Here is a 25,798-nt window from a genome sequence, read left to right on the forward strand (position 1 = left end):
CGTCATACTTTAAAACTCTTCCCACTCGCCTTCGGCCGGTGCGCTCGCCTTGCTGCTGGCGCGCGTCGCGGGCAGGCGCAGGGCAGGGGCCGTAGCCTTGCGGGCCGGCGCGGCTGCCGGTGCTGCGGGCGTGCTGCGCTGCGCCGCTTTCACGCTGAAACGGTCGCTGGCCACCGCGTTGGCGTCCAGGCGGAAGACGCTGACCACCTGCGCCAGTTCGCTCGCCTGTTCCTGCATCGCTTCGGCTGCGGCCGAGGCTTCTTCCACCAGGGCTGCATTCTGCTGCGTTACCTGGTCCATTTCGGAAATGGCCTGGTTGACTTGCTCGATGCCTGCGCTCTGTTCTTCGCTGGCATTGCTGATCTCGCTCATGATGGACGTGACGAAGCCGATGCTTTGCACGATTTCTTCCATCGTCTTGCCCGCCTTGTCGACCAGGTCCGTGCCCACGTCGACCTTTTGCACGGAGTCGTCGATCAAGCCCTTGATCTCTTTTGCCGCCGCGGCCGAGCGCTGCGCCAGGTTGCGCACCTCTGTTGCCACCACGGCGAAGCCGCGGCCCTGTTCGCCGGCGCGTGCCGCTTCCACGGCCGCGTTCAAGGCCAGGATATTGGTCTGGAAGGCGATGCCGTCGATCACCGAGATAATGTCGACGATCTTCTTCGACGAGGTGTTGATCTCGCTCATGGTGGCGACCACTTCGGCCACCACGGCGCCGCCGCGGCTGGCGATGCCGGCCGCGTCGCCGGCCAGTTTATTTGCCTGGCGCGCATTGTCCGCGTTTTGCTTCACTGTGCTGGTCAGTTCTTCCATCGACGACGCCGTTTCTTCCAGCGAGCTGGCTTGCTGTTCCGTGCGCGACGACAGGTCCTGGTTGCCGGCGGCGATTTCCGCGGAGGCCGTGGCGATGGTGTCGGTGCCGCTGCGCACCTGGCCCACGATGCCCACCAGACTGTCGTTCATGGTTTTCAGGGCGTGCATCAGCTGGCCCGTTTCATCGCGGCCTTGCGCCGTGATGGTGCTGCTCAGGTCGCCCGCTGCCACGGTTTCCGCCACCTTCACGGCGTCGCGGATGGGGCCCGTGATGGAGCGCGTGATCCACCACGCGAAACCGATACCCATCAGCACGGCCAGCACGCCCATGGTGATCAGGAAGATGCGGGTGCTGCTGTAGGCTTCGATGATGCTGGCGCCGACGCCGTCGGCCGCCTTGATCTGCATGTTGGCAAAGCGCTTCACTTCGGCCAGGTAAGCCACGGTGATGGGCGCCACTTCCTTGTCGAACACTTCCTTGGCGCCCGCCACGTCGCCGTCCGCCTTCATCTTGAACGCGCGTCCCCGCGTCGTCACATAGTCGGTGCGTACCTTGCGCACCACCTTGAACTGCTCGATCACGGCCGGGTTGAGCAGGGACGCGATGATGTCGTCCTGCAGCTTGCTGGAACGCTCCGCATCGACTTTCAAGTCTTCCTCGATCTTGGCGCGCACGACCGGATCGGTAATCTCGAACGAGGCCACGCCGCGCACGCTGTTGAGCTCGATGATCTTCGACCATTCGGCCACCATGCGCTGGTTCTTGATGCTGGTATTGATGAGGCGATAGGTCAGGTCGCTGGCCGTTTGCATGCGCACGAGGGCGGTGATGGTCAGGGCGGCAAGCAACAGCAATACGACAGCAAAGCCGACGCCAAGGCGGCTGCCGATGTTCAGGTTTTTCATGTAATTCCTAACAGTTTAATAGTCATGATCGCCGCCGCCAGCAGGGGCGGACAGGCGCCGCAAGGCGCAGGGGATCGGGGTCTTCGGGTGCCGCGTGATGGCTGTGCGGCGCGCCGCGCTGAGCGTGGCGTAGAGGTAAAGCAAGGGGTGCAGCGGCCTGGGGTGCCGCTAACCAGCAAACCGCAAGTATAGCATTGACGCACGGAAATAGTTTCTGGCGGCAATTTTAATTGTTTTTTGATATTGATTTCCTGTTGCTTTTTTACATCAAGTTGCGTGTATATAAGTACTATCACTTACATTCCGCCTTACTTTTTCCCCCGTCGGCTGATAAAATACTAATGATAATCATTCGTATTAAAACATTGACCAGGGAATCGTATGCAGCAACCGCGCAAGCCAGGAATCAAACCGATCACCATCGCCGTACTGGGCGCCTTGACCTTTGGCGCCACGCCATTGGCAGCCTGGGCGCAGGAAAGCCTGCCCGCCGTGACCGTGACGGCATCGAAGGACAAGGATGGCTATGTGGCCGGCACCTCCGCCAGCGGCACCAAGACGGAAATGGCCTTGCGCGATGTGCCGCAGACGATCAACGTGGTGCCGGCCGCCGTCATCCGCGACCAGCACGCCATGTCGATCCAGGACATCATGAAGAACATCCCTGGCGTGGGCCTGTCCACGGGCGACGGCCAGCGCGACCAGGTGTTCATCCGCGGCTTCACGGCCATCGGCGACCAGTTCGTTGACGGCTTCCGCGATGACGCCCTGTATTTCCGCGACCTGTCGAACGTGGAGCGCCTGGAAGTGATCAAGGGGCCGGCCGCCGTGCTGTACGGCCGCGGCTCCTCGGGCGGCCTGGTCAACCGCATCACCAAGAAGCCGGGCGTGGATATCACGGACGTGGCGCTGAGCTTGACAAACACGGCTGGCCGCCGCGGCGAAGTCGACGTGGGCCGCGTGGGCGAGACGGTGGACTGGCGTTTCACGGGCGCGCGCGAATTGTCGGACAGCTACCGCGACCAGCAATTCATCAACCGCACGGCGCTGGCGCCATCGGCGGCCATCCGCCTGTCGAGCGCGACGAAACTGTTGCTGCAGGGCGAATACCTGGAAGACCGCCGTTTGACGGACTTCGGCATCCCGTCCTACCAGGGCCGTCCCGTGGCCGTCGATGCGGGCACGTATTACGGCGCCGCCAACGCCCGCGATGCCGATTTCAGCCAGTCGCGCGTGGTGTCCACGGCCGCCACCCTGACGCACAAGTTCAGCGATACCTTGTCGCTGCGCAATGCCTTCCGCTATTACGATTACCACCTGGACCGCAACAACACGAATATTTCCGGCAACGTCAACGAAGTCAAAGGCACGATGAGCTTTGGCCACGCCAAGCTGAACCGCGATGAGAGCGGCTGGTTCAACCAGACGGAACTGACGCAAAAGCTGCTCACGGGTTCCATGCGCCACGAAGTGCTGTACGGGGCCGAGTTCGGCAAGCAGAACAAGGATGCCAGTAGCTGGGCTTCGACCGTGGTGGCGACGAATGTGTCGATCTTCAACCCCGTGCTGCCCGTCGTCGACCGCAGCAAGCTGGGCGCGCGCAGCGATACGTTCGGTACCTACGACACGGCCGCCGCCTACGTGCAGGATGCCATCAGTTTCAGCGACGAGTGGAAGGCGCTGGCCGGCTTGCGCTACGACCGCTACAAGCAGCAGTCGCGCCTGGCCAATGCGGCGGGCGTGACGACGGCAGACTTGTCGCGCACGGATTCGGCCTACAGCCCCCGCGCCGGCCTCGTCTGGCAGCCGAGCGCGGCGCAATCGTACTACGCGTCGTGGAGCCGTTCGTTCCAGCCCAGCGGCGAGAACTTCGCCCTGGCCGCCAACAATGCGGACCTGGCGCCGGAAACCACGCGTAACACGGAAGTGGGCGCCAAGTATGACTTGTGGGGCGGCCGCGCCAACGCCACCGTGTCGCTGTTCCGCCTCGAGCGCGACAACATCAAGACCAGCGACCCGATCACGAACCGCATCGTGCCCGTGGGCACGCAGCGCACGGATGGCCTGGAGCTGACCTTCAATGCAGACTTGCACGACGGCTGGAAAATGATGGCCGGCTACGCCTGGCTGGACGCCACCATCACCGATTCCATCGCCGTCGACAGGAGCGTGAATACGCCGGGCACGACGACGGCCAGTTCCGTCGCCGTCAAGGGCAAGCGCGCCACCCTGACCTCGCGCAACACGGCCAACCTGTGGCTGACGAAGGATCTGGGCCACGGCTTCACGGTGGGCGGCGGCGCGAACGCCGTCGGCAGCCGCTTCGCCAATCCGGGCAACACGGTGGTGCTGCCGGGCTACGTGACGGCCGACGCCATGGCCGCGTACCGCACGGGCCGCTATGAAGTGCAGCTGAACCTCAACAATATCGGCGACACGCGCTACATCGTCTCGGGCCACGGTTCCAGCCCGAACCTGAGCTTGCCGGGTGCGCCGCGCAACGTGGCGCTGACCTTGCGCTACAGCCTGTAAGCCGAGCCCGATCTTCGGACAGACAGCAAAAACCCGCTCGCGAGCGGGTTTTTTTTTCGTCGGTGGGTAGCGATATGCAAGCGTGCGGGCCGGCTGGCATTGTTTAGAGGGAATGTTCGGTATCGTCAAATTAATGTTGACTAAAGGCAATTTTTTCCAGCGGACTAAGCCTTGTCTGAGTTTGAGGGGTAAAATGGTGTCATACGGCACAGGCATGGTGCTTATATCTTGGTCATATGACACCACCACGACGCCGTATGACTTTTTATTTACTCACATCATAGAGGCCTGAATATGGTTCAGATGTCCAGGCGCCAGTTCCTTCGGGTTACTGGCGCGACCATTGCTGGTTCCAGCCTCGCCCTGCTCGGTTTCGCACCGGGCCAGGCGATGGCGGAAGTGCGGCAATACAAGCTGTCTCGCACGACCGAGACACGCAATACCTGTCCTTACTGTTCGGTAGGATGCGGCGTTCTGCTGTATGGACTGGGCGATGGCGCGAAAAACGCCGTCTCCAGCATCATCCACGTGGAAGGCGATGCCGATCACCCGGTGAACCGCGGCACCCTGTGCCCGAAGGGCGCCAGTCTGGTCGACTTCATTCACAGCCCGAACCGCCTGAAAGTGCCCGAGTACCGCGCACCGGGCGGCACGGAATGGCAACCGATCTCCTGGGATGTGGCGCTCGACAAGATCGCGCGCCTGATGAAGGATGACCGCGATGCCAACCTGATCGAAAAGAATGCCGACGGCAAGACCGTCAACCGCTGGCTCTCCACCGGCATGCTGGCCGCGTCCGCCGGCAGCAACGAGGTGGGGTATCTGACCCACAAGACAGTGCGCAGCATGGGGATGCTGACCTTTGATAATCAGGCGCGTGTATGACACGGACCGACGGTGGCAGGTCTTGCCCCGACGTTTGGCCGTGGCGCGATGACGAATCATTGGGTCGATATCAAGAATGCCGACGTGATTCTGGTCATGGGCGGCAATGCAGCAGAAGCACATCCTTGCGGATTCAAATGGGTAACGGAAGCGAAGGCGCATAACAAGGCCAAGCTGATCGTTGTCGATCCGCGCTTTACCCGTACCGCATCCGTGGCAGATTACTACTGCGCCACGCGTACCGGCACGGACATCGTCTTCCTCGGCGCGATCATCAATTATCTGCTGACGAACGACAAGATCCAGCATGAGTACGTGCGCAACTACACGGACATGCCCTTCATCGTGCGCGAAGACTATGCGTTCGAAGATGGCCTGTTCTCGGGTTTCGACAAGGAAAAAGGCAAGTACACCAACAAGAGCACCTGGGATTACGAGATCGGCGAAGATGGCTATGCCAAGGTCGACCCGACCATGGAACACCCGCGCTGCGTCTACCAGATGATGAAGAAGCACTACGCGCGCTACACGACCGAGATGGTCGAGCGCACGTGCGGCGTGTCGCCCGACAAGTTCCACAAGGTGGCGGAGGCGCTGGCCTCGACGGCCGTGCCGGGACGCGCCGGCACCATCCTGTACGCACTGGGCTGGACGCACCACTCGACGGGCGCGCAGACCATCCGCACGGGCGCCATGGTGCAGCTGTTGCTGGGCAATATGGGTATCGCGGGCGGCGGCATGAACGCCTTGCGCGGCCACTCGAACATCCAGGGCTTGACCGACCTGGGCCTGATGTCGAACTTGTTGCCGGGCTATATGACCCTGCCGAACGAGGGCGAGCAGGACTTCGACGCCTACATCGCCGCGCGCGCCACCAAGCCGCTGCGGCCGAACCAGCTCAGCTACTGGAGCAATTACCGCAAGTTCCACGTCAGTTTCATGAAGACGTGGTGGGGGGATTTCGCCACGGCCGAGAACAACTACGCGTTCGACTACCTGCCCAAGCTGGACAAGCCGTATGACTTGATGCAAGCGATCGAGAACATGCACCAAGGCAAGATGACGGGCTATATCTGCCAGGGCTTCAACGTCATCGCGTCCGCGCCGAACAAGCAGAAGGTCACGGAAGCGCTGTCGAAGCTGAAGTTCCTCGTCATCATGGACCCGCTGGCCGTGGAAACGGGCGAATTCTGGCGTCCGCACGGCGAGTTCCACGAAGTCGATCCCACCAAGATCATGACGGAAGTGTTCCGCCTGCCGACCAGCTGCTTCGCCGAAGAGCGCGGTTCGCTGGTCAGTTCCTCGCGCGTGCTGCAGTGGCACTGGCAGGCGGCCGAACCGCCGGGCCAGGCGCGCAGCGACCTGGAGATCATGTCGGGCCTGTTCCTGCGCATGCGCACCATGTACCAGAAAGAGGGCGGCAAGTTCCCCGATCCGATCGTCAACCTGACGTGGAATTATGCGCAGCCGCATAATCCGCAGCCGGAAGAGATTGCCCGTGAATTCAACGGCAAGGCGCTGGCCGACTTGTACGATCCCAAGGATCCGACCAAGCTGCTGGTCAAGAAGGGTGAGCAGCTGGCGTCGTTTGCGCAATTGCGCGACGATGGCACGACCACCAGCGGTTGCTGGATCTTTGCCGGCAGCTGGACGCAGGCAGGCAACCAGATGGGGCGCCGCGACAACAGCGACCCGACGGGCATCGGCCAGACCCTGGGCTGGGCCTGGGCATGGCCGGCCAATCGCCGCGTGCTGTACAACCGTGCCTCGTGCGACTTGAAGGGCAAGCCTTTCGATCCGACCCGCAAGCTGATCGAGTGGAATGGCACGAACTGGACGGGCGCCGACATTCCCGACTTCAAGGTCGACGAACCGCCGGAAAACGGCATGGGGCCGTTCATCATGCTGGGCGAGGGCGTGGCGCGCTTCTTTGCGCGCGGCGCCATGGCCGAAGGGCCGTTCCCCGAGCATTACGAGCCGTTTGAAAATCCGCTCGGCTACAACCCCATGCATCCGAAAAACCCGCAGGCGACCAGCAATCCGGGCGCGCGCGTGTTTGCCGATGACCGCAAGCTGTTCGGCACGCATGAGGAATACCCGCATGTGGCCACCAGCTACCGCTTGACCGAGCATTTCCATTACTGGACCAAGCATGCGCGCCTGAACGCCATCATCCAGCCGGAGCAATTCGTTGAAATCGGCGAAGAGCTGGCGGCCAGCATCGGCGTGGTGGCCGGCGGCAAGGTCAGGGTCAGTTCCAAGCGGGGCCACATCATCGCCAAGGCCGTCGTCACCAAGCGCATCAAGGCCTTGAAGATCGAAGGCAAGCAGGTGCATACCGTGGGCCTGCCATTGCACTGGGGCTTCACGGGGGTGGCCAAGCCGGGGTATCTGATCAACTCCCTGACACCGGGCGTGGGGGATGCGAATTCGCAGACACCGGAATTCAAGTCCTTCCTCGTGAAGGTGGAAAAAGCATGATGGGAGATCGATAATGGCACTGCAATCCTTAGATATCCGGCGCCTGTCCGCCACCACGGTGACGCCGCCGCAAGCGCGTACCCCGGTGACGGGCACCGTGGCCAAGCTGATCGACGTGTCGAAATGCATCGGCTGCAAGGCTTGCCAGACGGCGTGCATGGAATGGAACGACCTGCGTGACGAGGTCGGCGAAAACCATGGCACCTACGACAATCCGACGGACCTGACGCCGCAATCGTGGACGGTGATGCGTTTTGCCGAACACGAAAGCAACGACGGCAACCTCGAGTGGCTGATCCGCAAGGATGGCTGCATGCACTGCGAGGACCCGGGCTGCCTGAAAGCCTGCCCGGCGCCGGGCGCCATCGTGCAATACACGAACGGCATCGTCGATTTCCACCAGGAAAACTGCATCGGCTGCGGCTACTGCGTGGCCGGCTGTCCTTTCGACGTGCCCCGCATCTCGAAGAAGGACGACCGCGCCTACAAGTGCACCTTGTGCTCGGACCGCGTGGCCGTGGGCCAGGAACCGGCCTGCGTGAAGACGTGTCCGACGGGCGCCATCGTGTTCGGCACCAAGGAAGACATGAAGGTGCATGCGGAAGAGCGCATCGTCGACCTGAAGTCGCGCGGTTTCGAGAACGCGGGCCTGTACGACCCGCTGGGCGTGGGCGGCACGCACGTGATGTACGTGCTGCACCATGCCGACAAGCCGCGCCTGTATTCCAACCTGCCTGACAAGCCGAGCATCAGCCTGATGGTGGGCTTCTGGAAGGGCTGGGCCAAGCCGCTGGCCGTGGCAGGCATGGCGGCCACGGCGCTGGCGGGCCTGTTCCACTACACGCGTGTCGGTCCGAACGAAGTGAGCAAGGATGAAGAACGCGAAGCCCTGGACGAGGCCAAGCGCATCAAGGAGGGGCAGCATGAATCATCATGAACAGCACAGTGAACTGCACAATGGCAAGCTGTACGACAAGGATGGCAATCCGCTGATCCAGCGCTACAACCCCAACGAGCGCACGAATCACTGGGTCACCGCCATTACCTTCGTCATGCTGGCCCTGTCCGGCCTGGCCATGTTCCATCCGTCGATGGCGTGGCTGGCCAACCTGTTCGGCGGCGGGCAATGGACGCGCATCCTGCATCCGTTTGCCGGCCTGGTGATGTTCGTCTCGTTCGCAATCCTGGTGGTGCGCTTCTGGCACCACAACAAGTTCGAGGACGGCGACAAGCAGTGGCTGAAACAGATGGATGACGTGCTCAACAACCGCGAAGAAAAGCTGCCGAAGATCGGCAAGTACAATGCGGGCCAGAAGATGCTGTTCTTCGCCTTGCTGGCATGCATGTGCGGTCTGCTGTTGTCGGGCATCGTGATCTGGCGCGCGTATTTCGCGTTCTATTTCCCGATCCCCGTCATCCGCGCGGCCGCCTTGCTGCATGCCGTGTGCGCGTTCGGCATCATCTGCGCCATCATCGTGCATATCTACGCGGCCCTGTGGGTCAAGGGCTCGATCGGTGCCATGGTGCGCGGCACCGTCACCTACGGCTGGGCGCGCAAGCACCATCCGAAGTGGTTTGAGGCGGAGATGCGCAACAGCAAGGATTAAGCTGCTGCCAGTCACACCCGCTGCAAGAGCCGGGGCCGGTCCCACAGGATCGGCCCCTTTCTCTTTATCGATTAAAATAGTTTCGAAACACAGCCGCATCCGTCGGATGGGCTCGCCGAATGTACTCGGCCTTTTTTGATGGGAAAACTCCATTGGTACAACGCATACTCCAGCCAGGCGAAATCGAAGGCCTGGACCATAACGCGATTCCGCGCCTGCTGCTGCCGCAGCCTGACAGCCTGTTTACGGCGCGCGCCTTGCGCTTGCGCGAACTGGCGCAGGGCAAGATCAAGGGCATCCCCGTCGATGCGGGCATGCAGGGCTACCTGGTGCTGATGGCCGCGCTGGCCGATGCGCAGGCCGCTGTCGTGGCCAGGCTGGCGCCCGGCGCCGTGCCCGTGGCCGACGCCGAAGTGCTGCGCCGCGCCATGGCCCACCGCATGCCCGTGCTGCCCGTCAACGGCGCCCGGCCGCCCGTGTGGCGCGCTATTTTCGCCAGCCTGCTCGACGAACTGGCCGCCACGGCAGACCGCCAGCCGGCCCTGTCCGGCGGCCTGAACCAGGTGCTGGCGCAGCTGCGCGCTCTCGATGACACGGCGCTCGATGCCTGCGCCGATGCCGTGCTCGACGAGAATGGCGACAACCTCAATCCCATGCATGCGCCGTTCGTCGCGGCCGCCCTGCAAGTGCTGTGGTCGACGTCGGCCAGCCAGCTGCGCGCCACGCGCGTGCCGGACCTGGAAACGGGCACCCTGTGCCCCGTCTGCGGCTCGCACCCCGTCGCCAGCGTGATCCGCATCGGCGGCGGCTCGCAGGGCTACCGCTATCTGCACTGCGGCATCTGCGAAAGCGAATGGCATATGGTGCGCGTGAAGTGCTCGACGTGCGAACAGAATGGCAAGATCGCCTACCAGGGCCTGGACGCGGCCGACGCGGCGCCGTTCGACCCCGTGACGGCGAAGGACGACAAATTGCCGAACAAGGCCAACGATCCGAAGAAGGTGGCGCGCGCGGAAACCTGCGACGATTGCCACACCTACCGCAAGGTCTTCAACCAGGAGCACGATTACAACGTCGAGCCGCTGGCCGACGACCTGGCCAGCCTGATGCTCGACCTGCTGGTGGGCGAGGCGGGCTACCAGCGCGCCAGCGGCAATCCGCTGCTGTGGCTGGGGAAGAGCGAAAGCAGCGAAGGCCAGCCAGCATGACGGCCGGGCAAACCGTGCGCCTGCCGTCGGTGGACCGCATCCTGGGCGACGCGGTTTGCCTTGATTTGATCGTCCGGCATGGCCGCGTGCAGACGCTGGCCTGCGCGCGCGCCGTGCTGGCCGAACTGCGCACGGCCATGCTGGCGGGCGCAGTGTGCGAAGAGGGCGCATCGATTGCCGCCATCGCCGCGCAGATGGACGAACGCCTGCAGGCGCAATCGCGCTCGCCGCTGCGCGCCGTCTTCAACCTGACGGGCACCGTGCTGCACACGAACCTGGGCCGCGCGCTGCTGCCCGACGCCGCCGTGCAAGCCGTGGTGGAAGCGCTGCAATGGCCGATGAACCTGGAATTCGACCTGGAGACGGGCAAGCGGGGCGACCGCGACGACCTGGTCGAGGAACTGCTGCGCGAACTGACGGGGGCCGAAGCGGCCACCATCGTCAACAACAACGCGGCTGCCGTGCTGCTGATGCTCAATACCCTGGCGCAGGGCAGGGAAGTGATCGTCTCGCGCGGCGAACTGGTGGAAATCGGCGGCGCCTTCCGCATCCCCGACGTGATGACGCGCGCCGGCGCCGTGCTGCGCGAAGTGGGCAGCACCAACCGCACGCACCTGGCCGATTACGCGAACGGTGTCAATGAACGCACGGCCTTGCTGATGAAGGTCCATTGCAGCAATTACGCGATCACCGGCTTCACGAAAAGCGTGGAACTGGACGAGCTGGTGCCGCTGGCGGCGCAACACGGCGTGCCCGCGGCCGTGGACCTGGGCAGCGGCACCCTCGTCGACCTGGCGCAATACGGTCTGCCGCATGAAACGACGGTACGCGAAACCATCGAAGCGGGCGCCGACCTCGTGACGTTCAGCGGCGACAAGCTGCTGGGCGGCCCCCAATGCGGCGTTATCGTCGGGCGCGCCGACCTGATTGCAAAAATCAAGCGCAATCCCCTGAAACGCGCGCTGCGCGTGGGCAAGCTGACCCTGGCCGCCCTGGAGCCCGTGCTGCGGCTATACCGCGCGCCGGACTTGCTGGCCGAGCGGCTGACCACCTTGCGCCTGCTGACGCGGCCCGCCGCCGCCATGCGCGCGCAGGCGGAGATCCTGCTGCCGCTGCTGCAGGGCGCGCTGGGCGCCTCTTACGTGGTGACGGCCGAAACGATGTGCAGCCAGATCGGCAGCGGCGCCTTGCCCGTCGACCAGCTGCCCAGCTTTGGCCTGGCCATCCGCAGCGCGCCCGGCGCGCGCCTGAGCAATCCGCTGGGCGCGCTGGAACAGCGGCTGCGCGCCTTGCCATGCCCCGTGATCGGACGCATCGGCCAGGATACCCTGTGGTTGGACCTGCGCTGCCTGGAAGCGGCGCACGAGGCGGCCTTCATCGGGCAGCTCGGTGAGTTGTCCGCATGATCGTCGGCACCGCAGGCCATATCGACCATGGCAAGACGACCTTGACGCGCGCGCTCACGGGCGTGCACACGGACCGCCTGAAGGAAGAGCAGGCGCGCGGCATCTCGATAGAACTGGGCTATGCCTACCTGCCGCTGCTTGACGGCACGGTGCTGGGCGTGATCGACGTGCCCGGCCACGAAAAATTCATCCGCACCATGGCTTCCGGCGTGACGGGCATCGACTTCGCGCTGCTGGTGGTGGCGGCCGACGACGGCATCATGCCGCAGACGCACGAGCATCTGGAGATCTTGCAGCTGCTGGGTGTGGCGCGGGGCGCCGTGGCGCTGACCAAGGTCGACCGCGCCGATGGCGCCCGCGTGGCGCAGGTGGAAGCCGATATCGAGGCGCTGCTGGCCGGCACGCCGCTGGCGGGCAGTCCCATCTTCCCCACGGCCGCCAGCCAGGAGCATGACCCGGGCGTGGCGGCCCTGCTCGCGCATTTGACGCAGGTGGCGCGCAGCCTGCCGCGGCGCGACGAGCGGCGCCTGTTCCGCCTGGGCGTGGACCGCGTATTCACCTTGTCGGGGCAGGGCACCATCGTCACCGGCACGGCGCTGGCCGGCATGGCCACGGTGGGCGCCACCTTGCAGCTGGCGCCCGGCGGCGCGCAAGCGCGCGTGCGCAGCATCCATGCGCAGAACCGCGCGGCCGAGACGGGCATGGCGGGCCAGCGCCTGGCGCTGAACCTGGCGGGCATCGACCGCGAACGCATCGAGCGGGGCAACTGGATCGTGGCGCAGGAACTGGCGCAGTGTTCCGAACGCCTCGACGTGGAACTGACCCTGCTGCCCGACGCGGGCGTGCAATTGAAAGCCTGGTCGCCGCTGCACGTGCACCTGGGCGCGGCACACCAGCTGGCGCGCGCCGTCATGCTCGATGGCGAGACCCTGTCGCCGGGGCAGACGGGCAGGGTGCAGCTGGTGTTCGATGCACCCATGCACGGCGTGCCGGGCGACCGCTTCGTCGTGCGCAATGCGCAAGCCACGCAGACGGTGGGCGGCGGCATGGTGCTCGATCCGTTCGGTCCCGCGCGCAAGCGGCGCAGCCCCGCGCGCCTGGCCTGGCTGGACGCGCTGGCGGCGTTCGTCGCGCACGCCGATTATGCGGCCCTGCTGGCGCAAAGCCCGCTGGGCCTGCGCGAGTCGCTGCTCGTGCGTTTGTCGCTGCTGCCGGCCGCTGCCATCGCGCTGCCGCCCGACACGCAACGCATCGGCTTGCGCGCCGGCGACGCCCTGCTGCTGGCACCGGCGGCGCGGGCCGTGCTGGAAGAGCGGATGCTGGCCGCGCTGGCCCAGTTCCACGCGCGCGCGCCGGACGAAGCGGGGCCGGAGCTGTGGCGCCTGAAGCGCATCGTCGACGCGGAGATGGAAGACGCCTTGTGGAGCCACCTGGTCGAAGGCTTGCTGGCGCAGGACAAGGTGCAGGCGCGGGGCGCCAGCCTGCACTTGCCCACCCACAGCGTGGAACTGACGCCGCAGGAGCAGGCCATGGCCGAGCCCTTGCTGGCAGCCCTCGTGCAAGGGCGCTTCGATCCGCCGTGGACGCGCGACCTGGCGCGCCACTTCGGCCTGGCCGAGGATGAAACGCGCCGGCTGCTGCGCAAACTGGCCAAGGCAGGCCAGATCAGCCAGGTGGTGCACGACCTGTTTTATCATCAGGCGGCGCTGGCCGAGCTGGCGCAGCTGGTGCGGGAACTGGCGCAAAAGGCCGAAGACGATGGCGGCTTGCCAGCGGGCAGCGGCGCCGTCGGGGCGGCCACCTTCCGCGACGCAAGCGGCCTGGGCCGCAAGCGGGCGATCCAGGTTCTGGAGTTCTTCGACCGCGTCGGTTATACTCGACGTGTTGGCAATGGGCATCTATTACGCCCGCAGGCGCTGTGGTCCTACGCTGCAGCCTTGCCCAACAGCTAGCTCAGGCACCGCGGAAAGCACACTCATCCGGTGATGTGGCCGGGCTTCAAACCCGGTGGAGGGCGTCAGACGTTCTCCCGTAGGTTCGACTCCTACTGTTTTCCGCCACTTGCTCCTCTCTTCCTTTCCCCCGCATGCAGACCGTTCCGGCGTTGGCCTGTTGCCACGTTGCGGAAAATAAATGGTTTAATTGGCAATATGCGGCGATGCTGGCGCGGGCCGATGGTAACATCGGCTTGAATCCTCCGTAGCAGATGAAAGCAAGCATGAAACAAGCAAGCATGGCACGGCTGCTGGCAGTGGTGGCGCTGATGCCGGCGCTGGCCGCGGCGGCGGACGTGCGCGTCGTCGGCGAGCACTTGCCGCCATCGAGCATGATGGAAGGCAATGTCGTCGTCGGACGTGAAACGCTCAAGGTGCGCGAAATCATGGCGCGCGCCGGCCTTTCCTACGGTATCGAACTGCTGCCGTGGAAGCGCGCGTATGCGCAGGCGCTGCGCGAAGCGGACACCTGCATCTTTTCCACCACGCGCACGCAGGAGCGCGAAGCGCAGTTTCGCTGGATCGGCCCGCTGAACGAAGCGGAATGGGTGCTGTACGGCCTGGCCGAACGGCATCTGGCGCTGCGCACGCTCGACGATGCGCGCGGACTGGTGATCGGCACGGTGCTGGGCGACGCGCGCGACGACTACCTGCGCCAGCGGGGCCTGAGCGTGGCGCCCGTCACGCAGGAATGGCTCAATCCGCAAAAGCTGCTGCTCGGGCGCATCGACCTGTGGGCCGTGGGCATGGCGGTGGGCAGCAAGCCGTTTGCCGGCAAGCAGTGGGAGGGCAAGGTGGTGCCGCTGCTGACCTTCAACCGCGTGCAGACCTACCTGGCCTGCAACAAGCAGTTGCCCGAGGCGCAGGTGGCGGCCATGCAGCGCGCCGCTGCCGCCATGCGCCGCGACGGCAGCATGGCGCGCGAACAGCTGCGCTGATCCGGGGCGCCGGTTCAGCTCTCCAGCCACTGGCGCACGCAGTTGCGGCCTTCGCGCTTGGCCTGGTACAGGGCCTGGTCGGCATGGCTGTAGGCCGTCTCGAATGCCGTGCCGGCGCGGTTCCAGCTCAGGCCCACGCTGACGGTGATGGCGCGCGTGATGGGCGCCGCATGGCGCTGGCGGCCGACGGTGTCGCAGATGCGCTGCGCGATGGCGGCCGCGTCGTCGCGCGAGGACGTGGGCCAGACCACGGAAAACTCTTCGCCTCCCACGCGGCCGATGGCCGTTTCCTGTCCCAGCAACTCTTTCAGGCAGTCGACCACGGCCTGGATCACGCCGTCGCCGGCCGGGTGGCCGAAGTCGTCGTTGACCTGCTTGAACAGGTCGATGTCGAGCACGATCAGCGCCATGTCGCCCTGCGCCAGGCAGCGCGAGGCGTGGTCGATCACGGCGCCGCGGTTCAGGGCGCCCGTCAGCGGGTCGTGCGTGGCGCGGTATTCGAGCTGGCCGGCCAGGGTCTGCAATTGCCGGTTCAGCAAATGCATGTCGCGCTCGGCGCGGTCGCTGCGGCCGATCAGGCGCCGCGTCTCGCGCATCAGCCGCTCGTAGTGGACAATCAGTTCGCCGAGCACGCGGCGCTGCGCCTCGCCGCTGGCATGGCCGTCGGCGTGCATGCGGCGCGCGGCGGCCAGCGCGGCCGCTTCCACGGTGAACAGGTCGGGCTCCAGTTCGGCCTCGGAGATGGCGGCGCGCATGCTCTAGCTGCCCTGCACGGGATGGTCGCGGAAATCGAGCGCCGTGAAATCCTGCTGCAGCTCCTGGCCGAATTCCAGGATGGTGTCATCGTCCTCGTCGTGATACCAGTTCAGGCGCACCTGGTTGCCGTCCATGGCCGCCTGGTTCAGGGTGTCGAACAGGGTAAACAGCATCTTCGTGCTGGAGCTGTTGAAGTAGGCCAGCGAGACGTTGACGGTGATGGCGCTCTCGCGGCAGCCTTCCAGGTAGGCGCGTACAGCGGCGATCAGCGGGCCATAGAAGGCGGCCGCGTTTTCCGGATACGACTCGCCCTTGATCGACAGGGTGTGCTGCTCGAAACGGAAGTCGATTTCGGGCGAACTCGGGGTCGCGGCGATGAACAGTGGTGACGGTAATTGCATATGCTTTCCTGAGTCGGCTCTTTCAAATGATGGCTTTGATGCAGAAGATGGTGTGCCCCGGTTCCTGGGGATCCTGGACGAATTCGAATTCCAGCGGTTCGCTGGCGTCGCGCGCCATGGTGAGGAAGCCCAGGCCTGCGCCCTTGCTGTCGGCCGGCGTTTCCTCGCGCAGGGCCTTCTTGTAGGCGAGCCGGATTTCCTCCATCGTCATGGTGTGCAGCGGTTCCAGGCGGGCGCGGATCTGCGCCACGTTGTCCGTCGAGACGGGGTTGGCGCACAGCAGGAAAAAGCTGTCGCCGCGCGTGCCGATGCAGAACGAGCCGCGCCGCATCTGCTGGTCCAGCTGCGCATCGGGCGTCAGGCTGTCCGCCGAATAGTGCATGATGTTTTGCGACATTTCGATGAACGAGGAAAAGATGCGCCGCCGCGTGGGGCCGGCCGCTCCCGCCGTATCGAGGCGCGCCTTGATGGTTTCGGAAATGGCGCTGACCACGTGCTGCGAGAAATAGCCCACGTAAAAAAAGATGATGTTGCGCTTGCGCGCCACATCCCAAAACTCGTTGAATTCTTCGTACAGCACGTCCGTGCTCCTGGCTAGCCGGTGACCCGGTTTCTTGTTGATAAGGTGGCTCGATGGCGTCAAAACTACAGGCGGAAACAGAAAAAGGTCAGGTCGTCGCGGCGCGGCTGCTTGCCTTGCCAGGCGGCGCTGTCCTGCAGCAGCGCCGCCGCCACGTCGCTGGCGGGTGCGTCGCGCTGCGCCAGCAGCTGTTCGCGCATGCGCCGCTTGCCGTAGGCGATGTCGCGCGCGCCGCCGATCTGGTCGAGCAAGCCGTCGGTGGTGATGAACAGCAGGCTGCCGGCGGGAATGTCCAGCGTCTCGTTGTGCCAGCAGTAGCCGGCCGGCGTGTCGACATAGCCCACGCCCATGCGCGCGCCGTCGATGGCGCGCACGGCGTCTTCGCCCGGCGCCACCACGTGCAGCGCCAGTTTCGCGCCCGCGAAGCGCAGGCTGGCGCTGGCCGCGTCATGGCACAGGAAGGCGCAATCCATGCCGTCGTTCGAGCCGGCGTGGCCCGTGGCTTCGCCGCTGCCCGCATCCTGGCCCAGCAAGGTCTTGATGGCGCGGCTGACGGCGCCGATCAGGGCGGCCGGGTCGCGCGGACCCAGTTCGCGCAGGGCCTGGCTCAGGGCCGACGACGCGATCAGGGTCATGAAGGCGCCCGGCACGCCATGGCCCGTGCAGTCGGCAATGGCGGCGAACCAGCCGCCTTCGTAGCGTTCGAAAAAATAGAAGTCGCCGCCGACCACGTCGCGCGGCTGCCATTCCAGGTGCGCGTCGGGCAGGGTGGCGCGCAGTTCCGCGTCCGAGGTGCGCAGCAGCGCGCGCTGGATCACGCTGGCGTAATCGATGCTGTGCATGATCTGCCGGTTCTTTTCCGCCTGCATGGTGGCCACCACGTTCATCAGCTGCAAGCCGAAGCCCACGCCGGCCAGCGCGCCATCCTCGGTGATGATGAAGCCGTCGGCCAGCGCCTTTTCGCCCGCTTCCACGGCACGGAAGGTGAGGTCTTCGATGCTCATGGCGCCGTCGACGATCAGCGGTTCCTTGTCCATGAAGGCGATGCAGCTCTTCTTGCCGTACACCTCGTGATAGAAGGGCTTGGACATCTGCGACATGAAGATGTTGCGGCTGATTAAGCCGATGGGGCGCTGCTGTTCCGTGACGGGCAGGCTCATCATGTCGCGCCGTTCCGTGAACAGTTCCAGCACGGCGAAATTGCTGGCGTCGGCCTGCACCGATTCCGTGGGAATGCACAGGTCAAGCGCCACGGACGTGCGATAACGGGGAAGATGCAATCGAGAAGCGTTGAACTCCACAGCGGCTACCTTTACATGACGATCGGACCCTTGTTGTCGCGGCGGCAAGGCGACTGACAAACAGGCAATATCATCATGGTAGCTGCCGAATATGACGGCTTGATTACCAGCTTGTCAAAACCGTATGCAAGATGGCTGCATGGCAAGCACCTCACGGGCGCCGGGCCAGCCTCTGCGCCTGTGCCAGCCAGCGCTGTCTTTGTGCTTCGGTGGAATCGATGAGGGGGCCGAAACTGGCCACCTTGACGGGCTTGACGCCGCAAAATTCCAGGGTCGTCTTGCGCAGCTGGTGGATGCCGGGCATGTGGTAGATCCAGCGGAAATACCACGGCGGCGTGTCCATCGCCACCAGCAGCTGCGCCGTGCGGCCCTTCAGCAGCTGCGCGGGGAAGGCCTTGCCGGGGCGGTACTTGAAGGCGTAGCCGGGCAGGAAGACGCGGTCGACAAAGCCTTTCAGCAGGGCCGGCGCGCCGCCCCACCAGATCGGGTAGGCAAACACCAGGTGTTCGGCCCAGAGAATGGCTTCCTGCGCGGCCAGCAGGTCCGGCTCCAGCGGCTGCACCTGGCGGTAGCCTTCATGCAGGACGGGATCGAAGTCCAGCTGGCCCAGGCGCAGCTCGCGCACCGTGTGGCCCTGCGCGCGCGCCGATCCGGCATAGGCCTCGGCGAGGGCGGCGCAGAAACTGTCGCTGGACGGGTGGCCGAGGAGGATGAGAATGCGCTTGGGTGTCGTCTTGCTCATGATGCAGGCTTTCCATTAAAGAAGAGCTTGCATGCTAAAGCCTGCCCCTGGGGGCAGAGTCAAGCGCGTCGTGTTACGCTGCCTGCGGCTGCTGGCGCGCTAGGCAGTCGCGGATTTCCGAGTCGATGCCGGCCAGTTCCGCGTCGAGCTGGCGCAGGCGGGCGATATCCTGCTGCACCTGCGCGCGCTTGGCGGCGATGTGCCGCGACAGGGCGGCCCAGTCGGTATCGTCGCCGGCCAGGATGGGCAGCAGTTCGGCCAGGCGGAAGCCCAGGGTCTGCGCCTGGCGTATCAGCCTCACTTGCGCCAGGTCCTGCTGCGTATAGACGCGGTAGGCGCCGGAACGGCGCACGTCGCCCAGCAAGCCCAGGGTCTCATAGTGGCGCAAGGCCTTGGGCGAGGTGCCCGCCAGGCGGGCGATTTCTCCGATGTACATGGCTGTCCTTTCTTGAGCATGGGCGGGCGCAGTGTAGCGCAAGACGGGGCAGGGCGGAATGCCGCACCGCCCCGGCGCGCTCAGGCTCGGCGCGGCGGGATTTTCTTGGCCGTGCACTCGGCGCAGGTGCCGTACAGCGACAGCGCGTGTTCGTGCAGCACGAAGCCCCGTTCGGCGGCGATCTCGTTCTGGCGAAGTTCGATGCCTTCGTCGACGAATTCATCGACCTTGCCGCAACCCGTGCAGACCAGGTGGTCGTGGTGCTGGCCTTCGTTCAATTCGAAGACGGCGTGGCCCGATTCGAAATGCCGGCGAAACAGGATGCCCGCTTCGGCAAACTGCATCAGCACGCGGTAGATGGTGGCCAGGCCCACGTCGATCTTTTCAGCCAGCAAGAGTTTGTAGACATCGTCCGCACTCAGGTGCTTGATCGTGCCTTCTTGAAACAGCTGCAGAATCCGCAAGCGGGGGATGGTCACTTTCAAGCCCGATTCACGCAGTTCCCTCAATATATCCATGTCTCCCATTCCTTTTTGTAGTCGCCTGAGCGAGGTAGTGCATTATATCGCAAATGATAATCATTACTATTCTCATTTGTATTGTGCGAAGTGGAAATATTATGCGGGCTATCTGGCCTGACAATCAGTGACATCGGCGCAAGCGCCGATTGCGTCGCACGCATCTTGCATTGGCATTGCAAAACCAAGGTCGATATCGCTACACTGTGCAGCAGGCAATAACAATGGAGCGGGGCATGGACCGATTTGATGCGATGCGCATTTTTACGCGCATCGTCGAACTGCGCAGTTTCACGCAGGCGGCGCATGACCTCGGCTATCCGAAGGCCACCGTCACGCATGCCATCAAGCAACTCGAAGCGCGGCTGCGCGTGCGCCTGCTGCAGCGGACCACGCGGCAAGTGACGCCCACGCCCGATGGCGACGCGTACTACCAGCGCTGCGTGCGCCTGCTGGCGGACCTGGAAGAAACGGAAGCCGTGTTTTCCTCGGCGGCGCAGCAGCCGGCCGGCAAGCTGCGCGTCGACCTGCACGCGACTTTGGCCATGCATTTCGTGATGCCCGTGCTGGACCGGTTCTGCACCCGCTATCCGCTGATCGAACTGGAAATCGGCATGGGCGACCGCCTCGTCGACCTGGTGCGCGAAGGCGTCGATTGCGTGCTGCGCGTGGGCGAACTGGGCGACTCGTCCATGGTGGCGCGCCGCGTGGCGCTGCTCGAGCAGGTGACGTGCGCCAGCCCCGCCTACCTGGCCGCGCACGGCACGCCGGAGCATCTGGCGCAGCTGGACGGCCACCGCGCCGTCAATTTCTTTTCCGCGCAGACGGGCAAGGTCTGGCCCTTCGATTTCAAGGTGGCGGGGCAGCGCCACAGCGTGGCCTTGGGGGGCACGGTGTCCGTCAACAATGCCGACGCGTATCACGCCTGCTGCCGCGCGGGCATGGGCTTGATCCAGGCGCCCCGCTATCACCTGGAGCAGGCGCTGGCGGCCGGCGAACTGGTGGAGGTGCTGCGCGACTTGCGGCCCGACCCGCTGCCCGTGTCCGTGCTGTATCCCCATCACCGGCAATTGTCGCCGCGCGTGCGCGTGTTTGCCGACTGGGTCGCCAGCCTGTTTATCGCAGCGAACTAATTTTGCAATGCGGCATTTCTTGACCTGTGTAAAGGAAAAAATCCCTCTTTCCAGCCCTTCTGGCCCTATTTGATGTGGATCAAAGTTTTTGTTGCGCTGCACTCTTAGACTTCGCAGCGTTACTTAACGACAAAAAGAGGGAACTAGAATGAAGAAGTCCGCAACTGCAGCAGCAATCGTCCTGGCCGCCATTGGCGCATTCGCCGGTAACGCAATGGCACAGGAAGGCCCATGGCTGGTTCGTGCACGCGCCGTGCACCTCGACCCGGCCGACAAATCTGCTCCGATCGGCGGCGTGGGCGCATCCGACCGTTTGCATGTCAGCAGCAAGACGATTCCTGAAATCGATATCTCGTATTTCTTTACTCCCAATATCGCTGCCGAACTGATCCTGACGTATCCGCAAAAGCATGACGTCAAGCTCGACGGTAACAATATCGGCACATTCAAGCACCTGCCGCCGACCCTGTCGCTGCAATATCACTTCATGCCTGAAAAACAGTTCAGCCCTTATGTGGGCGCAGGCGTGAACTACACGAATATTTCCGATGTGAAATTGCTGAACGGCGCCGGCCGCCTGGAACACGACAGCTGGGGCTTCGCGCTGCAAGCTGGCGTCGACTACAAGCTCGATAAAAACTGGTCGCTGAACTTCGACATCAAGAAAGTGCAGATCCGCAGCGACGTCTTCATCGGCGGCGCCAAGGCCAGCGAAGTCAAGGTGGATCCGCTGCTGATCGGCGTCGGCGTCGGCTACCGCTTCTAAGCACGGCATGACTGCGCCCGCGCGGCGCGGACAATAAAAAAGGACGGCCCTGGCCGTCCTTTTTGCATGGCATGCAGCGGTTTATTTTTTCAGCGTCTTTTCCAGTGCCAGCTGGTAGTCCGTCTTTTCGTAGCCGGGCAGGTATTTGTTCGTCGCGTCGAGGAAGGCGCGCGAGCGGTAGGCCGCTTCCAGGTCCTTGACCCATGGCTTGGCCTTGTCGGCCGTGCGGATGGCCACCAGGTTGATGTAGCTGTCCGAGATCTTTTCCACGCTCAGCGCGGACGTCAGCTTCATGCCGGCGGCCAGGGCGAAGTTGCCGTTCACAAAAGCGTAGTCGGCGTCGGCCAGCGAACGTGGCAGCTGCGCCGCTTCCAGCGGCACCAGTTTCAGCTTCTTCGGGTTTTCCAGCACGTCGCGCTCGGATGCGCGCAGCGGGTCGACGTTCGGTTTCAGCTTGATCCAGCCCATTTTGCCCAGCATCACCAGCGCGCGCGCCTGGTTGGTGGGATCGTTCGGCATGGTGATGGTGGCGCCGTTCTTGACGTCCGCCAGCGTTTTCTGTTTGCCGCCGTACAGGCCGATCGGCATGGTCGGCACGGTGATCAAGGAGCTCAATGGCAGCTTGTTATCGGTGGCGAACTTGGTCAGATACACGATGTGCTGGAACACGTTGGCGTCCAGCGAACCTTCGGCCAGCGCGTAGTTCGGCTGCACATAGTCGTTGAATTCCACGATCTTGACCTTGTAGCCCTGTTTTTCCAGGATAGGCTTGATGCCCAGCTTCAGCTGGTCGGAATACGGGCCGGAGCTGGTGCCGATGACGAGTTCTTTCGGGTCCTTGGCATGGGCGGCGGTGGCGAAGGCCAGGCTGGCGGCGGCCAGGAGCAGGTTGCGGCGTATGTGGTTCATGTATGTCCTTGTTTCTGAATGGGGATTAACGTTTGTCGAGGCGCTTGGCGATGCGCGTGCCGGCGAACTGGATGGTTTGCACCAGCACGATCAGGATGGCCACGGTGGCGACCATGATGTCCGTCTCGAAGCGGTAGTAGCCGTAGCGGATGGCCAGGTCGCCGATGCCGCCGCCGCCCACCACGCCGGCCACGGCCGAATACGACAGGAAGCTGATCGACAGCACGGTCAGGGCCAGCACGAGGCCGGAGCGCGCTTCCACCAGCAGCACGCGGAAGATGATCTGCATCTCCGACGCGCCCATGGCGTGCGCCGCCTCGATCACGCCGCGCGGCACTTCGCGCAGGTTCTGTTCCACCAGGCGCGCCAGGTAGGGAATGGCGGCAAACGACAGCGGCACGCTGGCTGCCAGCGGGCCGATCGAAGTGCCCGCGATGATGCGTGTAAACGGCGTCAGGGCGACGAGCAGAATGATGAAGGGGAAGCTGCGCACGGTATTGACCAGCCAGCCCAGGATCGTCGACAGGGGACGGTTTTCCAGCGACTGGCCTTCCGAGACGAGGAACAGCAGGATGCCCAGCGGGCCGCCGATCAGGATGGCGGCCGTCAGGCCGATGCCCAGCATGGTCATGGTCTGGCCCAGGGCCACCCAGATTTCCGGCAGCAGGTTGATGACGTTATTGATCGATTCTTCAAACATGTGTTGCATCCTTCCATGCGGTGGCTTCAAACGCCTCGGTGCCGTAGTAAGCCAGCTCGCGTCCCAGCGCCGTCTTGCGCGGGGTGGCCGTGTCGCTCAGGTCGAATTGTTCGGCGATGGCGCCGTTTTCCACGACGGCCACGCGGTTGCAGATGGCGCCCAGCACCGACAGCTCATGGCTGACGATGACGATGGTCACGCCCAGACGCGCGTTGATGTCGCGCAGGGTGTCGAGCAGGGCGCGCGTCGTTTCCGCGTCCAGCGCGGACGTCGGTTCGTCGCACAGCAGCACGTCCGGGTGGCTGGCCAGGGCGCGGGCAATCGCCACGCGCTGCTTTTGCCCGCCCGATAATTGCGCGGGATAGCTGTGCAGCTTGTCGGACAGGCCCACCAGCGCCAGGCATTCCTCGACCCTGGCGGCGATCTGCTCGCCCTTGGCCGTGCCATGGATTTTCAATGGGAAGGCGACGTTGTCGAAGACGCTGGCGTTCTGCAGCAGATTGAACTGCTGGAAAATCATGCCGATGTTCTGGCGCGCGTCGCGCAAGGCGCTCTTGCTCAGGCTTGTCAGTTCGCGCCCGGCCACGGTAATGGTACCGCTGTCGGGACGTTCGAGCAGGTTAATCAGGCGCAGCAAAGTCGATTTGCCGGCGCCGCTCTTGCCGATCAGGCCGAAAATATCACCGGGATAGACTTCCAGCGTGACCGATTTGACCGCGTGGAATTGTTCGCCTTTGGGCAGCGCGAAGGTCTTGTTTGCGCCATCGATGCGAATCACCGGCGTACGGTGTGGTGTGGTCATGCAGTGTTTCCTTTTTTATTGGACCGTGACAGGCGGGTAAAGGGGCCGGATCGGGATGGATCGGGCCGGCCTGAAACGTCGGTTGCGTAGTATACCTCCGATCGTGTTATTACTCCTACGACAGAATCTTGCTTTGAATATGCAAATAATGTCTATATGGATGTTTTGCAAGAGCAAAAGCGGATTTTTGGCGCTCAGCCGATAGAAAATTCGACGGGGATCGACAATTCGAGCGGATCCGGCCGTTCCTTGGGGATGCGCGGCAGCGGCGCGGCGCGCTGCAAGGTGTCCAGCGCGGCCTGGTCCAGCGCCGCGGAGCCGGAACTGTGCTCGATGGCGGCGGCCAGCACCTGGCCATCGCGGTCGATGCGGCAGCGCAGGTACACCACGCCCTGTTCCTGTCTTGCGCGCGAGGCCGTCGGATAGCGGCGGAAGCGTTCCATGCGCGCCAGTACCTTGCCTTCCCAGCTGGAAACGCCGCTGTGCTGCTCCTGCGGCGCGGGCGGCAGGGCGGGCGAGGGGGGCGCCGCCGCCACGGAAAGCGCCGCGGCCGGCGCCGGCGTCACGGGCGCATGGCGCACCTCGGCGACGGCGGCGAGGCTCTCCGCTTGCGGCGGCATGGGCGCCGCCTCGGGCTGCGGCAGCACGAATTGGCGGATGGCGGGCGCTGTTTTTCTGGCAATGGCGGCGGACGGTGCGGCAGCCGCGCTGACCTGCTCAGCAAGATTCTGCTCCAAAGGCCGGGGCGGGGCGGCGGGCAGCAACAGCAGCATGGCTGGCTGCGCGGCGTCGGGCACGATGGCCAGCACGGGCGTGGCGGGTGCGCGCTGGTACAGCGCCCAGCCCAGCAGGGCTCCGTGCATGGCGAAGACGGCGGCAACCGTCAGCGGACGGCGCCAGTCCGTGGGCGGCGCCGGTGTTGCGCCGGCCGCTGGCGGCGGTCCGTTCGGGCGGCGCAGCAGATAGATGATGACGGCGATTTCTATCGCGCCCACCATGGCGATCACCCACCATGGCGGATGGCCCAGGCACATGGCGACAAAGCCGATGGCCATGCCCAGGCAGGCCATGGCCTTGCCGCGCCGCGACACGGCGCGGTGTTCGCGCCACTGGCGCAGCGGCGCGCCGAAGCGCGGATGGTGCAGCAGCCAGTGCTCCAGGCGCGGCGAGGCGCGGCTGAAACAGGCCAGCGCCAGGATCAGGAATATCGTCGTCGGCATGACGGGCAGCAGGGCGCCGATCACGCCCAGCGCCACCATCAGCATGCCGGCGGCCGTCCACGCCCAGCGGCGCAGGCGTGCCGTGTGGGCTTCCGCGCCTGCCCGGGTCACTGGCTCTTCCATCAGGCGCAGGCCTCCACGTGGCCATGCATGCGCAGGAAGGCGGCGCGCGCGCCGTCGATCACGCGCGCTTCGCCGGCGCTGTCGAGGATGGCCGTGTCGAGCACGGACGTGAACTCGCGCCAGTGGCGCGCGCGCCCGTCCGGATGGCCGGCCAGGTGGCGCGCGCCGTAATGCTCGTCCAGGCCTATCTTGCCGGCCAGCTTGTACAGGATGGCCGCGCCCAGCTTCGAGCCCTCGCTCACATACAGCCAGCCCAGCGCCGTGGCCAGGTCCAGCTGCGCGTCGAATGGCGGCGTGGCCGCATCGGCCGGCAGGGCCGTGTCCAGGTCGAGCAGGTCGGCCGCGATGCTGGCGTAGCGGCGGCGCTGTTCCAGGTCCGGCAGCAGGGCGGCCAGCTGCGCGTTGTCGTACAGCGCGTCGACGTCGCGCAAGAACGCGTACTGCGCCTGCAGGAAGCGCGCGTAGCTGGCGCGGCTGGAGAACGGGGCGCTGGCCATGATGCGCTGGTCCAGCAGGTCGTGGGTGGCCATGGTGTCGGCTTTCAGGCGCTGGCTGCGGGTCGGCGCAGGGTTGGTCGGGATGGCGTTCTGGGTGATGCTGGTATCGCTTGCTGCATTCATGATGGGTCGTTTCTGCTCTCT

The 25,798-nt window shown here is 64.5% G+C and carries 23 protein-coding genes and 1 tRNA gene; 11 read left to right on the forward strand and 13 right to left on the reverse strand.

The genetic code is table 11. From position 1 onward, the window contains the following. Positions 1–9: 9 nt before the first annotated feature. Positions 10–1,719 (reverse strand): methyl-accepting chemotaxis protein, encoded by a 1,710-nt coding sequence (locus VPH41_RS07975; protein ID WP_328569519.1) that lies wholly within the window; start codon positions 1,717–1,719, stop codon positions 10–12. Positions 1,720–2,100: 381 nt separating this feature from the next. Between VPH41_RS07975 and VPH41_RS07980 the strand changes: the two genes are divergently transcribed. The 9 genes from VPH41_RS07980 (at position 2,101) to VPH41_RS08020 (ending at position 14,770) form a co-directional block, all read left to right on the forward strand. Then, positions 2,101–4,251, forward strand: coding sequence for a TonB-dependent receptor (locus tag VPH41_RS07980; RefSeq protein WP_328569520.1), 2,151 nt, complete (start codon positions 2,101–2,103; stop codon positions 4,249–4,251). Between the two features lie 294 nt (positions 4,252–4,545). Next, positions 4,546–7,617, forward strand: coding sequence for a formate dehydrogenase-N subunit alpha (gene fdnG / locus VPH41_RS07985; protein WP_328569521.1), 3,072 nt, complete (start codon positions 4,546–4,548; stop codon positions 7,615–7,617). Positions 7,618–7,630: 13 nt separating this feature from the next. Further along, a complete protein-coding gene (gene fdxH, locus VPH41_RS07990) occupies positions 7,631–8,554 on the forward strand; it encodes a formate dehydrogenase subunit beta (RefSeq protein WP_152284259.1) in 924 nt (307 codons plus the stop codon). Next, a complete protein-coding gene (locus VPH41_RS07995; RefSeq protein ID WP_226939124.1) occupies positions 8,541–9,224 on the forward strand; it encodes a formate dehydrogenase subunit gamma in 684 nt (227 codons plus the stop codon). The genes fdxH and VPH41_RS07995 overlap by 14 nt, the downstream gene beginning before the upstream one ends. 119 nt (positions 9,225–9,343) lie before the next feature. After that, positions 9,344–10,432 (forward strand): formate dehydrogenase accessory protein FdhE, encoded by a 1,089-nt coding sequence (gene fdhE / locus VPH41_RS08000; RefSeq protein WP_442906228.1) that lies wholly within the window; start codon positions 9,344–9,346, stop codon positions 10,430–10,432. Continuing rightward, positions 10,429–11,838: an L-seryl-tRNA(Sec) selenium transferase gene (gene selA / locus VPH41_RS08005; RefSeq protein WP_328569523.1), complete on the forward strand. Its 1,410-nt coding sequence runs from the start codon at positions 10,429–10,431 to the stop codon at positions 11,836–11,838. Before fdhE ends, selA begins: the two co-directional genes overlap by 4 nt. After that, on the forward strand, positions 11,835–13,790 hold the full coding sequence (selB, locus tag VPH41_RS08010; RefSeq protein WP_328569524.1) for a selenocysteine-specific translation elongation factor: 1,956 nt from the start codon (positions 11,835–11,837) through the stop codon (positions 13,788–13,790). The genes selA and selB overlap by 4 nt, the downstream gene beginning before the upstream one ends. A gap of 12 nt (positions 13,791–13,802) precedes the next feature. Next, positions 13,803–13,898 (forward strand) — tRNA-Sec (locus VPH41_RS08015). A gap of 158 nt (positions 13,899–14,056) precedes the next feature. Beyond that, entirely contained in the window at positions 14,057–14,770 is a 714-nt protein-coding gene (locus VPH41_RS08020) for a substrate-binding periplasmic protein (RefSeq protein ID WP_226941512.1), read from the forward strand. A 14-nt stretch (positions 14,771–14,784) separates the two neighbouring features. Here VPH41_RS08020 and VPH41_RS08025 read toward each other — a convergent pair whose 3' ends face one another. The 7 genes from VPH41_RS08025 to fur form a co-directional block, all read right to left on the reverse strand. Then, a complete protein-coding gene (locus VPH41_RS08025) occupies positions 14,785–15,525 on the reverse strand; it encodes a GGDEF domain-containing protein (protein ID WP_152284255.1) in 741 nt (246 codons plus the stop codon). Between the two features lie 3 nt (positions 15,526–15,528). Next, on the reverse strand, positions 15,529–15,927 hold the full coding sequence (locus VPH41_RS08030) for a DUF1987 domain-containing protein (protein WP_152258221.1): 399 nt from the start codon (positions 15,925–15,927) through the stop codon (positions 15,529–15,531). 22 nt (positions 15,928–15,949) lie between these two features. Beyond that, positions 15,950–16,507 (reverse strand): SiaB family protein kinase, encoded by a 558-nt coding sequence (locus tag VPH41_RS08035; protein ID WP_071322933.1) that lies wholly within the window; start codon positions 16,505–16,507, stop codon positions 15,950–15,952. A gap of 65 nt (positions 16,508–16,572) precedes the next feature. Next, a complete protein-coding gene (locus tag VPH41_RS08040; protein ID WP_287773045.1) occupies positions 16,573–17,727 on the reverse strand; it encodes a SpoIIE family protein phosphatase in 1,155 nt (384 codons plus the stop codon). 232 nt (positions 17,728–17,959) lie between these two features. Next, the gene (locus tag VPH41_RS08045; RefSeq protein ID WP_328569525.1) at positions 17,960–18,550 is read right to left on the reverse strand and encodes an NAD(P)H-dependent oxidoreductase; all 591 of its coding nucleotides are present in this window, start codon (positions 18,548–18,550) and stop codon (positions 17,960–17,962) included. A gap of 73 nt (positions 18,551–18,623) precedes the next feature. Continuing rightward, positions 18,624–18,986, reverse strand: a complete 363-nt coding sequence (locus VPH41_RS08050; RefSeq protein ID WP_328569526.1) for a MerR family transcriptional regulator — start codon at positions 18,984–18,986, stop codon at positions 18,624–18,626. 80 nt (positions 18,987–19,066) lie between these two features. Then, entirely contained in the window at positions 19,067–19,504 is a 438-nt protein-coding gene (gene fur, locus VPH41_RS08055) for a ferric iron uptake transcriptional regulator (RefSeq protein ID WP_152258217.1), read from the reverse strand. Between the two features lie 236 nt (positions 19,505–19,740). Between fur and VPH41_RS08060 the strand changes: the two genes are divergently transcribed. Continuing rightward, positions 19,741–20,637, forward strand: a complete 897-nt coding sequence (locus VPH41_RS08060) for a LysR family transcriptional regulator (protein WP_328569527.1) — start codon at positions 19,741–19,743, stop codon at positions 20,635–20,637. A 148-nt stretch (positions 20,638–20,785) separates the two neighbouring features. Then, positions 20,786–21,403 carry an OmpW/AlkL family protein gene (locus VPH41_RS08065; protein WP_152284250.1) on the forward strand — a complete coding sequence of 206 codons (618 nt, stop codon included), beginning with the start codon at positions 20,786–20,788 and terminating at the stop codon, positions 21,401–21,403. Between the two features lie 81 nt (positions 21,404–21,484). Here the strand turns inward: VPH41_RS08065 and VPH41_RS08070 are convergent, their stop codons facing one another. The 5 genes from VPH41_RS08070 to VPH41_RS08095 all read right to left on the reverse strand — a co-directional run bounded on the left by VPH41_RS08070 (position 21,485) and on the right by VPH41_RS08095 (position 25,777). Then, positions 21,485–22,312: a MetQ/NlpA family ABC transporter substrate-binding protein gene (locus VPH41_RS08070; protein ID WP_328569528.1), complete on the reverse strand. Its 828-nt coding sequence runs from the start codon at positions 22,310–22,312 to the stop codon at positions 21,485–21,487. A gap of 25 nt (positions 22,313–22,337) precedes the next feature. Further along, positions 22,338–23,012, reverse strand: coding sequence for a methionine ABC transporter permease (locus VPH41_RS08075; protein ID WP_046683994.1), 675 nt, complete (start codon positions 23,010–23,012; stop codon positions 22,338–22,340). Next, positions 23,005–23,814, reverse strand: coding sequence for a methionine ABC transporter ATP-binding protein (locus VPH41_RS08080; RefSeq protein WP_152284248.1), 810 nt, complete (start codon positions 23,812–23,814; stop codon positions 23,005–23,007). The genes VPH41_RS08075 and VPH41_RS08080 overlap by 8 nt, the downstream gene beginning before the upstream one ends. A 194-nt stretch (positions 23,815–24,008) precedes the next feature. Beyond that, a complete protein-coding gene (locus VPH41_RS28450) occupies positions 24,009–25,145 on the reverse strand; it encodes a TonB family protein (protein WP_442906229.1) in 1,137 nt (378 codons plus the stop codon). 11 nt (positions 25,146–25,156) lie between these two features. After that, positions 25,157–25,777, reverse strand: a complete 621-nt coding sequence (locus tag VPH41_RS08095; RefSeq protein ID WP_328569529.1) for a biliverdin-producing heme oxygenase — start codon at positions 25,775–25,777, stop codon at positions 25,157–25,159. Between the last annotated feature and the right edge of the window lie 21 nt (positions 25,778–25,798).

The organism is Janthinobacterium sp. P210006 (assembly GCF_036231885.1).
Classification (GTDB): Bacteria; Pseudomonadota; Gammaproteobacteria; order Burkholderiales; family Burkholderiaceae_D; genus Janthinobacterium; species Janthinobacterium violaceinigrum.